This window comes from Ensifer sp. (assembly GCF_035999185.1).
In the GTDB taxonomy this organism is placed as follows: Bacteria; Pseudomonadota; Alphaproteobacteria; order Rhizobiales; family Rhizobiaceae; genus Ensifer.
The window spans coordinates 35,377-47,154 of sequence record NZ_DASYHB010000186.1 but is presented as its reverse complement, the minus strand read 5'-3'; the positions used below and the strand labels follow the sequence as shown (position 1 = coordinate 47,154).

Annotated in this window: 11 protein-coding genes; 10 read left to right on the top strand and 1 reads right to left on the bottom strand. The window is 63.6% G+C overall.

The features are described from left to right. The first annotated feature begins 40 nt into the window (after positions 1–40). From VGO04_RS25315 to VGO04_RS25290, 6 genes are all read left to right on the top strand, one after another. Positions 41–1,330 (top strand): RsmB/NOP family class I SAM-dependent RNA methyltransferase, encoded by a 1,290-nt coding sequence (locus VGO04_RS25315; RefSeq protein WP_327498715.1) that lies wholly within the window; start codon positions 41–43, stop codon positions 1,328–1,330. A 189-nt stretch (positions 1,331–1,519) separates the two neighbouring features. Next, on the top strand, positions 1,520–2,800 hold the full coding sequence (locus VGO04_RS25310; RefSeq protein WP_327498714.1) for an imelysin family protein: 1,281 nt from the start codon (positions 1,520–1,522) through the stop codon (positions 2,798–2,800). Between the two features lie 48 nt (positions 2,801–2,848). Further along, entirely contained in the window at positions 2,849–4,378 is a 1,530-nt protein-coding gene (locus VGO04_RS25305; RefSeq protein ID WP_327498713.1) for a di-heme oxidoredictase family protein, read from the top strand. After that, a complete protein-coding gene (locus VGO04_RS25300; protein WP_327498712.1) occupies positions 4,378–5,490 on the top strand; it encodes an imelysin family protein in 1,113 nt (370 codons plus the stop codon). The genes VGO04_RS25305 and VGO04_RS25300 overlap by 1 nt, the downstream gene beginning before the upstream one ends. A 207-nt stretch (positions 5,491–5,697) precedes the next feature. After that, positions 5,698–6,687: a magnesium transporter CorA family protein gene (locus VGO04_RS25295; protein WP_327498711.1), complete on the top strand. Its 990-nt coding sequence runs from the start codon at positions 5,698–5,700 to the stop codon at positions 6,685–6,687. Positions 6,688–6,759: 72 nt separating this feature from the next. Further along, positions 6,760–7,845: a DUF1513 domain-containing protein gene (locus VGO04_RS25290; protein ID WP_327498710.1), complete on the top strand. Its 1,086-nt coding sequence runs from the start codon at positions 6,760–6,762 to the stop codon at positions 7,843–7,845. A 12-nt stretch (positions 7,846–7,857) separates the two neighbouring features. On the opposite strand, the gene VGO04_RS25285 is transcribed toward VGO04_RS25290, so the two are convergent. Next, positions 7,858–8,412 carry a GNAT family N-acetyltransferase gene (locus tag VGO04_RS25285; RefSeq protein ID WP_327498709.1) on the bottom strand — a complete coding sequence of 185 codons (555 nt, stop codon included), beginning with the start codon at positions 8,410–8,412 and terminating at the stop codon, positions 7,858–7,860. A gap of 85 nt (positions 8,413–8,497) precedes the next feature. Here VGO04_RS25285 and VGO04_RS25280 point away from each other — a divergent pair, with 85 nt between their 5' ends. The 4 genes from VGO04_RS25280 to guaA all read left to right on the top strand — a co-directional run bounded on the left by VGO04_RS25280 (position 8,498) and on the right by guaA (position 11,774). Further along, on the top strand, positions 8,498–8,950 hold the full coding sequence (locus VGO04_RS25280; RefSeq protein ID WP_327498708.1) for a TspO/MBR family protein: 453 nt from the start codon (positions 8,498–8,500) through the stop codon (positions 8,948–8,950). Positions 8,951–9,029: 79 nt separating this feature from the next. Further along, positions 9,030–9,482, top strand: coding sequence for a PaaI family thioesterase (locus VGO04_RS25275; RefSeq protein WP_104662563.1), 453 nt, complete (start codon positions 9,030–9,032; stop codon positions 9,480–9,482). Further along, positions 9,479–10,117 (top strand): 5'-methylthioadenosine/S-adenosylhomocysteine nucleosidase, encoded by a 639-nt coding sequence (locus tag VGO04_RS25270; protein WP_327498707.1) that lies wholly within the window; start codon positions 9,479–9,481, stop codon positions 10,115–10,117. Before VGO04_RS25275 ends, VGO04_RS25270 begins: the two co-directional genes overlap by 4 nt. A gap of 94 nt (positions 10,118–10,211) precedes the next feature. Next, positions 10,212–11,774 carry a glutamine-hydrolyzing GMP synthase gene (gene guaA / locus VGO04_RS25265; RefSeq protein WP_327498706.1) on the top strand — a complete coding sequence of 521 codons (1,563 nt, stop codon included), beginning with the start codon at positions 10,212–10,214 and terminating at the stop codon, positions 11,772–11,774. The last annotated feature ends 4 nt before the right edge of the window (positions 11,775–11,778 follow it).

Here is an 11,778-nt window from a genome sequence, read left to right as displayed (position 1 = left end):
GCCATCGCCGTTACCACGGCGAAAAAGGAGTTGATCGAAGATGCGTTTGGGCGGCAGGCTCGCTGGAGCCATTGAGGTTCTTGAGGATATCGAAAAGCGGAAGCGCCCGGTCGCCGACGCGCTCAAGGATTGGGGCCTGTCCCACCGTTTCGCCGGATCCGGCGACCGCTCCGCGATCGGCAACATCGTCTACGACGCCCTTCGCATGAAACTCTCCCACGCCTACCTGATGGACAGCGACAGCGCGGCAGCACTCGGCCATGCCGTGATGTATCGCCAGTGGGGCTTTTCGCCCGAGACACTGGCTGCCGAACTCGACGGCGACAAGTTTGCGCCGGAGATGCCATCTGCCGAAATGGCGCAAGCCTTCGCCACCCGCCGTCTCGAAGACGCCGCCGCCCATATCCAGGGCGACATCCCCGAGTGGGTCCAGGCTTCGTTCGAAGAGAACTTCTCCGACGATTGGCTCGACGAGGCCAAGGCGCTCGCCGGCCGGCCGACGCTCGATCTGCGCGCCAATACGCTCAAGGCCTCGCGTGCCAAGGTGCTGAAGGCGCTGGAGCGCAGCGGCGCAGAGCCTGCCACGATCGCCCGTAACGGTATCCGCATCCCCGCCGGCGAAGGCGCCTCGCGCCTGCCGAACGTGACCGCCGAGCTCTCTTTCCAGAAAGGCTGGTTCGAGGTCCAGGACGAAGGCTCGCAGATCGTGGCAGACCTCGCCTTTCCGCAGGAAGGCGAACAGGTGCTCGACTACTGTGCCGGCGGTGGCGGCAAGACGCTCGCCATGTCGGCGGCCATGAACAACAAGGGCCAGGTGCACGCCTACGACACCGACCGCAAGCGCCTCGCCCCGATCATCGAGCGGCTGAAGCGCGCGGGCACCCGCAATGTCCAGGTGCATGAATCCACCGACAGCCTCGCGCCGCTTGCCGGCCGTTTCGACCGCGTGCTGGTCGATGCGCCCTGCACCGGAACCGGAACCTGGCGCCGTCGTCCCGATACGAAGTGGCGGCTCAACCAGAAGAACCTGGAAGAGCGCATTTCGCAGCAGGAAGAGGCGCTGGCGAGTGCAGCGCAGTTCGTCCGCCCGGGCGGCCACCTGATCTACGTCACCTGCTCGGTTCTGCCTGAGGAAAACGAAGCCCAGGTCTACGGCTTCTGCGAGGACAATCCGGAGTTCGAGATCCTGTCTGCCGCCGACATCTGGGCGACGCTCTTCGGCACCGACAAGCCGCAGCCCTGGTCTGCGGACATGAAGACGGTGACGCTGACCCCCGCCTCGACAGGCACGGACGGCTTCTTCTTCTGCCTGATGCAACGCAAGGGTTGACGCCGTTTGACAACAGTCAAAACACGCGCATCAGATTGAAAACGTTCTAAACTATACACTTTGACACCAGTTTGCTTTTGGTTCATGAGAAGCAGGCCCGGCGGGGCCTTTTCTTTAGGGCCCGACGCCTGAACGACGCCGCATCCGCGGGCTCGCTCGGCTACGCCGAAGAAGCAACAGGAGAGGGTCATGACCAAGAATTTCTTCCGCGGCGCCGCGCTCGCGCTGATGACGGCAACGTCGGCACTGGCCCTGCAGCCGGCCCACGCCGCGACGGACGCGGCTGCGGTGGTGAAGCACTATACCGCCGTCGCCCATGCCAAGTTCGAAGACGCGCTGACGACGGCCGAAGCGCTCGACAAGGCTGTCGACGCATTGATCGCGACGCCGAGCGAGGAAACGCTGAAGGCGGCGCGCCAAGCCTGGCTGAAGGCCCGCAATCCCTACCAGGAAACCGAAGTCTACCGCTTCGGCAACGCCATCGTTGACGAGTGGGAAGGCAAGGTCAACGCTTGGCCGCTCGACGAAGGCCTGATCGACTATGTCGACCCGAGCTACGGCACCGAGAGCGACGAGAACGCGCTCTTCACCGCCAACGTGATTGCCAACAAGACGATCAAGATCGACGGCAAAGACGTCGACGCCTCCAACATCACGCCGGAATTCCTCGCGGGCACGCTGCAGGAAGCTGGCGGCATCGAGGCCAACGTCGCAACCGGCTATCATGCGATCGAATTCCTGCTCTGGGGTCAGGACCTGAACGGCACCAAGGCCGGCGCTGGCAACCGCCCCTACACCGACTATGACGCCAAGGCCTGCACCGGCGGCAATTGCGACCGCCGCGCCGCCTACCTGAAGGCTGCGACCGAGCTGCTCGTTTCCGACCTCAAGGAAATGGTCGGTAACTGGACGCCGGATGGCGCCGCCACCAAAGCGGTCGAAGCCGACCCGAAGGCCGGTCTCGTCGCCATCCTCACCGGCATGGGCTCGCTCTCCTACGGTGAACTTGCCGGCGAGCGCATGAAGCTCGGCCTGCTCCTGCATGATCCGGAAGAAGAGCATGATTGCTTCTCCGACAACACGCACAACTCGCATCTGCACGACGCGATCGGCATCCAGTCGGCCTATACCGGCGAATACACCCGCGTCGACGGCACCAAGATGACCGGCCCGTCGCTCTCCGAGCTTGTTGCTGCCAAAGACGCAGCACTCGACAAGGAGATGACCGGCAACCTTTCGACCACGGTCGAGAAGATGCAGGCGATGGCCAAGCGCGCGGAAACCACCGAGGCCTACGACCAGATGATCGGCGAAGGCAATGCCGAGGGCAACGCCACGGTTCAGGCGGCGATCGACGGCCTGATCGCCCAGGCGAAGACCGTTCAGCGCGTCATTGCGTCGCTGGATCTCGGCACCATCGAGCTTGAAGGTTCCGACAGCCTGGACAATCCTAACGCTGTCTTCCAATAAGCTGAAAAGGCGGGCCGCCAGAAACCGGTGCGGCCCGATCCTCCCCTGATGAAACCTGGCGCATTTCGCCTTCTCGCGCTTCTTCTTGCTCCGGCGTTCGCGACCGCCCTCCCCGCCGTTGCCGGCGACGACCTTCCGACAACACGTACCGATCTCAGCAGCACCGATCGCGATCGCGTCGCAACGGTGACGCGGTTGACGACGGATTTCTCCAAGGCCGAAACCTTCGAGGCCATGTCCGGGGGTGCGGCGACCTCGATCGCGCCCGTCAATGCCGACAGTTTTTCGCAGTTCTCGGCCAATCTCACCTTTCAGGAAGAGGAAGGCTTCAAGCTCGGCAATGCGCTCTTCCGCAAGCTCTGGGTTTCCTCTCCCTCCTCCACCCAGGCCTCCGACGGTCTCGGCCCGCTCTACAACGCCCGCGCCTGCCAGAGCTGTCACCTGAAGGACGGGCGCGGTCGCCCGCCCGAGGGCTCCACCGACACGACCTCGATGTTCTTCCGCCTGGCGCGGCCGCCGCGTGACGATAAGGAGCGTCGGATGATCGCTGCGCACGAGGTGGTGAACTTCGGCGACCCGGTCTATGGCGCCCAGCTTCAGGACAGCGCCGTGCCCGGGCTTGCGGCCGAAGGTCACCTGAAAATCAGCTACGCAGAAGAAGCCTTCACTTTCCCCGATGGTGAAACCGCTTCCTTGCGGCGACCGACATACACCGTAGCTGACCTGGCCTACGGACCGCTCGATCCGACCACGACGCTTTCGCCGCGCGTGGCGCAGCCGATGATCGGCCTTGGCCTGATCGAGGCGATCCACGAGGCCGACATCCTGGCGCTGGCCGACCCTGACGATGCAAACGGCGACGGCATCAGCGGCCGTCCGGCGCTGACGCGCGACGCCAAGACCGGCGAGCTGATGCTGGGACGCTTCGGCTGGAAGGCGCAGAACGCCACCGTTCGACAGCAGAGCGCCGATGCCTTTGCCACCGATATCGGCATTTCCTCGCCTGACGCCGATCGGCCGCATGGCGACTGCACCGCCGCACAGACCAAGTGTCTCGACATGCCGACCGGCGTGCAGCCGCGTCTCGGGCCCACCGAGGCACCCGATCCGGTGCTCAACCTCGTAACTTTCTATTCGGAAAACCTTGCTGTGCCGGCTCGGCGCAAGGCGAGCTTGGCCGAGACGCTTCGTGGCAAGAAGGTCTTCTACGATACCGGCTGCACCAGTTGCCACACGCCGAAATTCGTCACCCGCCGCGACACCGTCGGCAAGGCGCAATCCTTCCAGCTGATCTGGCCCTATTCCGATTTCCTGCTGCACGACATGGGCGACGGCCTTGCCGATGGACAGCAGGTGGGCGTTGCTTCCGGCCGCGAATGGCGCACGCCAGCGCTCTGGGGCATCGGCTTGACGAAGACCGTCAGCGGGCACACTTTCCTGCTCCACGACGGACGCGCCCGCAACTTTACCGAAGCGATCCTCTGGCACGGCGGCGAGGGGCAGAAGGCCCGCGACGCCTTTGCCGCCCTTGCCGCAAGCGATCGCCGCGATCTCCTTGCCTTCCTGGAGTCTTTGTGATGACCCACCTACCCAAGCTTGCCCTCGCATTCGCCTTGAGCACCATCGCTTTGCCCGCGTTGGCGCAGGAGGGAAGTGCGCTTTCCCCGCGCGTCGTCAACGAGGCGGCCGTGCCAACGGTCATGGCCAAGGCCGTCGACGATTTCATCATCCCCGGCTATCGCAACCTGGCTGAGAAGGCGGCGACCGCAAGCGAGGCAACGGCCAAGCTCTGCGCAGCACCGTCGAAGCCGGCGCTTGAGACCGCCCAAGCCAAGTTTTCCGATCTGGTCGGCGCGTGGTCGGCGATCGAGGTGGTGAGGCTCGGTCCGGCGCTCGAACAGAACCGCTTCGAACGCTTCCTCTTCTATCCCGACCGCAAGAGCACAGGCCTGAAACAGGTGCAGGCGATCCTCTCCAAGGGGGACGAAAGCGCCACCGACGTGGCCAAGCTGAAGGGCAAGAGCGTTGCCGCGCAAGGGCTGGGTGCGCTCGAATACGTGCTCTACGGCACCGGCGCCGAGGCGCTTGCGGGCAAGGCGGGAGACTTCCGCTGCCGCTATGGCCTGGCGATCACCAAGAACCTCGATGACATCGCCAATGAATTCCTCGCCGCCTGGCAGAAGCCGGATGGCATTCAGGCGGCCTGGAAGCATCCGGGGCCTGAAAACCCCGAGTTCCGCGATAACCGGGAGGCTGCGACCGAGCTGCTCGGCATTCTCGTCCATGGCGTCGAGACGGTGAAGGACCAGCGGCTGAAACCGTTCTACGAAGGCAAGGACGACAAGGGCCATCCGAAGCTCGCAATCTACTGGCGCTCCGGCAACACGATGGCCTCGATTGCCGGCAATGTCCGTGGCTTGAAGACCTTGTTCGACGTCGCCGACATGCAGAGCCTCTTGCCGGAAGACAGCCGCTCGGTGGCGGGTTCCGCCGACTTCGTGTTCAAGTCGGTGATCGGGATGGCCGGCAACATCGACGGGCCGATCGATGCAGCCCTTGCCGACAAGGACAAGCGCGCCAAGCTCGCCTTCCTGTCGCTCAACACCAACGACCTGCTCGACCGGCTGAACAAGGATTTCGGCGGCGCGATCGGGCTTGGCGCCGGCTTCTCCTTTGCCGACGGCGACTAACAAAAGGGCCCATCCGACCGGGTGTTGACAATCACGGCATTTGGGCGCAAAGCGCTCTTCGTGTCCGCTTTCGCGGGCACGTTTCACCACAAGGACCAACTCCCAATGAACCCCGACAGTCGAAGTCGAGCCTTCACGCTCACGGCCGTCCGGTCCTGATTGATCAGGGCTTCAGGCGGTCGGATGACTCGCCCTATGGAGCCCAAAATGCTGCGCATCTACAAAAGCCAGAACAGCCACCTCGTGCTTGTCGACATGATCGATGGCATCGCCTTGCCGACGCCGGCGATCTGGTACGACCTCTACAATCCGTCGACCGAGGAAACGCGCCTCGTCGAGGGCCAGCTCGGCATCGAGATCCCGACCCGGGACGAGATGCAGGAGATCGAGCTCTCCGACCGCCTTTACCAGGAGGCCGGCGCCGAGTTCATGACGATGACGGCGGCCGCCAAGCTCGACAGCGATTACCCGGTCAAGGTGCCGGTGACCTTCATCCTCAAGGGGACGACGCTCGTCACCGTGCGCCATGCGGACCCAAAGCCGTTCCAGAATTTTTCCAACCGCATCCAGAAGGCAAACGGCCAGATCTGTGAGAGCGGCGAACTGGTGATGCTGGGATTGCTCGAAGCGATCATCGACCGCACGGCGGATGCGCTGGAGCGTGCCGGCAGCGAGGTCGACGGAATCTCGCGGGAAGTGTTCCGCAAGACCAATGCCAGCGCCACCAAGAAGACGCGCGACCTGCAGTCGCTGATCGAGCAGATCGGTCAGAAGGGCGACCTGTTGACGGTCATTCGCGAAAGCCTCGTCAGCATCGGCCGGCTCGTCGCCTATCACGTGGCGCTCGAGGGCATGGGGCCGCGCAAGGCGGGCAAGGAAAGCCGGCAGCGGATCAAGCTGATCCAAAGGGATGCGACCTCGCTTGGCGATCACGCCCTGTTCCTGTCGAACAAGATCAACTTCCTGCTCGACGCGACGCTCGGCCTCATCAATCTCGAGCAGAACCAGATCATCAAGATCTTCTCGGTCGCCGCCGTCGTGTTCCTGCCGCCGACACTGGTCGCTTCGATCTACGGCATGAATTTCGGCGTGATGCCGGAGTTGCAATGGGAATTCGGCTATCCGGCTGCCCTGATGCTGATGGTGGCCTCGGCGATCGTGCCCTATTTCTACTTCAAGCGGCGCGGCTGGCTCTGAGCCTGCAAACTGCAAAGTCACAGTCCCGCCATCGTTCGGGACTGTGAATACCCATAGGCAAGCGAGGATGGCATGACGGCCGCCACGGGACTGATCGACCGCCGCAGTTTTCTGAAGATGGCCGGGGCCGCCTGGGTGGCTGGCCTTGCGCCCGACGGGGCATTCGCTCTCTCGCGAGCGGATGCGGTCTTCGCCTCGGCCTTCATGACACCCGACGGAAGCTACGGAGTCGCGACGCTGACGGAAGCCGGCGCGATCATCGACAAGACGGCGCTTCCGGCCCGCGCGCACGGCATGGCCTATTCCCACGTCAGCCGCCGTGCGGTCGCCTTTGCCCGCCGTCCGGGCACCTATGCGATGATCCTTGCGACCGACGGCGCGGCCGACCCCATCGTCATCGCCGCCGCCGAGGGGCGCCATTTCTATGGCCACGGCTGCTTCTCGGCGGACGGCAAGCTGCTCTACGCGACCGAAAACGACTTTGCCGCCAACCGCGGCATGGTCGGCATCTACGACGGCAGCGACAGGTTTGCCCGCATCGGCGAATTTCCGACCTATGGCATTGGCCCGCACGACATGACGCTGACCGCCGACGGTCGGCTGCTTGCCATTGCCAATGGCGGCATCGAGACCCATCCGGATTTCGGCCGCACCAAGCTCAATCTCGACCACATGGAGCCGAGCCTGACGCTGGTGGATACGCAGACCGGTGCGCTCGTCCAGAAACACGGGCTGCCACACGACCTCAGCCGGCTTTCGACCCGCCATGTCGACATCGGCCCGAAAGGCGAGATCTGGTTTGCCTGCCAGTATGAGGGCGCGCGCAACGATCTGCCGCCGCTGGTCGGGTCCTTCTCCAAGGGCGAAGACCTGAAATTCCTGTCGCTGCCGGAGCGCACGACGGAGGCGCTTTCAAACTATGTCGGCGCTATCGCCGTCAACCGCCACGAAGGTCTGATCGGCCTGACGTCACCGAAAGGCGGCGTCGCCGTAACGCTCGATGCGCGCACGGGCGCGGTACTGAGAGAGGAACGCGTCGCCGAGGCAGCGGGTGTGGCCGCCGCCGCGCAAGGCTTTGCCGTCTCCTCCTATGACGGTCACTTCAAGCGGGAACAGAGCCGCGTCGCCTGGGATCAGCATATCGTTCGCCTGGCATAGGCAGAGACGCTCTCAGGCCGAGAAGCGCCCCTCACCCGAGAGCTTTGCCAGATCGCTCCAGCGATAGGCCGTCTGCTCGTGGTTTTCACCGCCAAGGCTCACCTGGCCCTTGCCGACGGCGACGGCACCGAGATGCTCGTAGAACGCCCGGTTCGGATTGCTGGAAAGCACCCAGGCAAACAGCGATTTGCCGCCCAGTTCGCGGCAATGGGCTGCAACGCTGCGCACCAGCGCCGAACCGATGCCCGCCCCTTGATACTCCTCGAGGATATAGAGCGCATAGAGTTCGCGATCGAAACGCGGCGGCATCGAACGGGCTTTGCCGTAGTTGGCAAAGCCGATCACCTTGTTCGTGCTCATGTCGACCGCGACCAGATGAAAGACGTCGGCGACGCGCATCCGCCTGGCATGGCGAAGCGCCTGTTCCTCGACAGTCATGGCGTCGAGAAAGGCATCGGAAATCAGCCCACGGAAGGTCGATCGCCAGGTTTCGACGATAACAGAGGCGATCATCATGATGTCATCAGGGCCGGCCGGCCGGATGTCGATGCGTCGGATGGTCTTCATGTCCCATGATATAGGTGCCGCATGGCGGCTTCGAAACGGCTCGCGATGCTGGAAAGCCTGAAACTCTGTTCTATCTGTGGCAGACATGAACAGAACCGTTATCTACGCAGCCTTCATCACCGCCGTTCTCGGGTTCGGCCTTCTCATCGGCTACAACAACATCCCCGGCGAATGGTACCAGTCGCTCATCAAGCCCACCTTCAATCCGCCCAACTGGATTTTCGCTCCGGTGTGGTCGATCCTCTACGTGATGATCGGCATTGTCGGCGCGCGGCTGTTTCTCGACCATCGCCGCACCGCTGCGATGCGACTGTGGTTCGCACAGATGTTCCTCAACTTCCTCTGGTCGCCACTGTTCTTCGGCATGCAGGATATCTCGTCGGCATTGATCGTCATCCTCGCGCTCGTGATCGCGGTCGCCGGCGTTGTCGTCGCAAGCTGGTCCAAGGATCGCCTTTCGGCCCTGCTGTTCCTGCCCTATCTCGCGTGGGTGGCTTTCGCTGCCGTGCTCAACGGCTCGATTTTCCTCATGAATTGAACTTGTCGCGCCATAGCGGTCATGCCACTGTCCGGCGGCATGCGGGCAATGGTGCCGCTAAAAAAGGCCTTTCCGACTGATGGACGAACGTGATCCTCCCGATTTCCGAAAGCGCATCCGCGATAGCTTCGCGCGGCAGGCGGCCATGCGCACGATCGGCGCCGAACTGACGCTGGTCGAACAGGGCACGGTGGAAATCGAGCTGCCCTTCGACGACAAGCTGACGCAACAGCACGGCTTCCTGCATGCGGGCGTCATCTCGGCGGCACTGGATTCGGCCGGCACCTATGCCGCCTATTCGGTGATCGACCCGGACGCCTCGATCCTGACGATCGAGTTCAAGGTCAACTTGCTTTCGCCTGGGCGCGGCGAACGTTTCCTGTTTCGCGGCGAGGTGACCAAGCCCGGCTCGACGATCATCGTTTCCGACGGGCGCGGCTATGCGATCCGCTCGGACGGACCGGCCAAGCTGATCGCCTCGATGACCGGAACGATGATGGTGGTACGGGGACGCGAGGGGATCGAGGGATGAGTTTTGCAGTCAAGGACATCGCCGGGCAGAGGGTCCTCTATGTCATGGCGGTCGATGCCGAATACGGGCCGCATCTGAAGGAACGCATCCAGCCGCTGATGACCGGCGTTGGACCCGTCGAGGCCGCCGTCGTGCTGACGCGCACGCTTGCCGACCTGGCAGCGCGCGAAGGGCTGCCAGATCTGGTTGTCTCGCTCGGCTCGGCCGGGGCCGCCAACCTCGAACAGACGGAAGTCTACCAGGCGGTCTCCGTCGGCTATCGCGACATGGACGCTTCGCCGCTCGGCTTCGAGAAGGGCAGAACCCCGTTTCTCGACCTGCCGGCCGTGGTGCCGCTGCCGCTGAGGGTCCCCGGCGTGCGCGAAGCCCGGCTTTCAACCGGCGCCAACATCGTCTCCGGTGCGGCCTACGAGACGATCGATGCCGACATGGTCGAGATGGAGACCTTTGCGGTGCTGCGCGCCTGCCAAGCCTTCGGGGTTGCCTTGATTGCTCTGCGCGGTATCTCCGACGGCAAGGCGGAGCTGAAGCACGTCAGCGACTGGACGGAATACCTCCATGTCATCGACGAGAAGCTTGCAGGCGTGATCGACCGATTGGAGAATGCGGTTTCGAGCGGCGCCATCCGGCTCTGAAACCCCGGAATTGTCGGGGTGCAATTGAATCGTTGCGCTGGTGGCGGGCTTTCATTAAAGGCTCGCCATGATCAAGCTTGTTTGAAGGCTTCCAATGACCCAGACAGCCCATCCCGACACCGTCCTTATCGTCGATTTCGGCAGCCAGGTGACGCAGCTCATCGCAAGGCGCGTACGTGAATCCGGTGTTTACTGTGAAATCGTGCCGTTCCAGTCGGCTGAAGAAGGCTTCCAGCGCCTGAAGCCGAAGGCCGTGATCCTTTCCGGCAGCCCGGCATCGACGCTCGACATCGGCTCGCCGCGTGCACCCCAGGTGATCTTCGACAGCGGTCTTCCGGTCTTCGGCATCTGCTATGGCCAGCAGACGATCTGCGCCCAGCTCGGCGGCAAGGTCGAAAGCGGCCACCACCGCGAATTCGGCCGCGCCTTCCTCGAAGTCGAGAAAGACTGCCCGCTGTTTGAGGGCCTCTGGTCGGTCGGCTCGCGCCACCAGGTCTGGATGTCGCATGGCGACCGCGTCACCGCGATCCCCGAAGGCTTCGAGGTCGTCGCGACCTCGGCCAACGCGCCCTTCGCCTTCATCGCCGACGAGAAGCGCAAGTATTACGCCGTGCAGTTCCACCCGGAAGTGGTGCACACGCCCGATGGCGCCAAGCTGATTTCCAACTTCGTGCACAAGATCGCCGGCATAAAGGGCGACTGGTCGATGTCGGCCTACCGCGCCAAGGCCGTCGAGGCGATCCGCAAGCAGGTCGGCGACAAGAAGGTCATCTGCGCGCTTTCGGGCGGCGTCGACAGCTCCGTTGCAGCCCTCCTCATCCATGAGGCCGTCGGCGACCAGCTGACCTGCATCCTCGTCGACCACGGCCTGATGCGCAAGGACGAGGCGAAGAACGTCGTTGCGATGTTCGAGGAGCACTACAACCTGCACCTCCTGCACGTCGACGCGTCCGACCGCTTCATCGGCGAACTCGAAGGCCAGAGCGACCCGGAAACCAAGCGCAAGATCATCGGCCGCCTGTTCATCGAAGTGTTCGAGGAAGAGGCAAAGAAGCTCGGCGGCGCCGATTTCCTCGCCCAGGGCACGCTTTACCCCGATGTCATCGAAAGCGTCTCCTTTACCGGCGGCCCGTCGGTCACGATCAAGTCGCACCACAATGTCGGCGGCCTGCCCGAGCGCATGAACATGCAGCTCGTCGAGCCGCTGCGCGAACTGTTCAAGGACGAAGTCCGCGTGCTCGGCCGCGAGCTCGGCCTGCCCGACAGCTTCATCGGCCGTCACCCCTTCCCGGGTCCGGGCCTTGCCATCCGCTGCCCGGGCGGCATCAGCCGCGAGAAGCTCGAGATTCTCCGCGAAGCCGATGCGATCTATCTCGACGAAATCCGCAAGGCCGGCCTCTATGATGCCATCTGGCAGGCGTTCGCCGTACTGCTGCCGGTGCAGACCGTCGGCGTCATGGGCGACGGCCGTACCTACGAGTTCGTCTGTGCGCTTCGCGCCGTCACCTCTGTCGACGGCATGACGGCGGACTTCTACCACTACGACATGGAATTCCTCGGCCGCGCCGCAACGCGCATCATCAACGAGGTCCGTGGCATCAACCGTGTCGTCTACGACGTCACCTCGAAGCCGCCCGGCACGATCGAGTGGGAATGATCCG